Source organism: Leucobacter celer subsp. astrifaciens, assembly GCF_001273835.1.
Taxonomy (GTDB): Bacteria; Actinomycetota; Actinomycetes; order Actinomycetales; family Microbacteriaceae; genus Leucobacter; species Leucobacter celer.
In genome coordinates this window covers 1-222 of sequence record NZ_JHEI01000014.1, presented here as the reverse complement: position 1 = coordinate 222, position 222 = coordinate 1, and the positions used below count along the sequence as shown (strand labels likewise).

Genomic DNA, 222 nt, shown 5'->3' with positions numbered 1-222 from the left:
TGACTCACGACGGGGGATCGGCGACCGGATTCGTGTTCGTGGAGTCGAACGGAAGGGGGCAGGCATGAGAACAGGGTCGATGCGGGTCGGCGAGATCTGGCAGCCGGCGAGCCGGCACAACGTGGCTCGCGTGCGCGAGCTCACGGGCGGCGCGGTCATCGTGGTCGTGAAGGCAGACGGTGACGGTCACGGCGCGAAGAGCGCGGCCGAGGCCGCGCTCGC

General features: G+C 70.3%; 1 protein-coding gene. It reads left to right on the top strand.

The features are described 5' to 3' along the window. Nucleotides 1–64: 64 nt before the first annotated feature. Nucleotides 65–222 (top strand): alanine racemase (locus tag AMS65_RS19200; protein WP_306455214.1); only part of this gene is annotated, 158 nt, incomplete at its 3' end.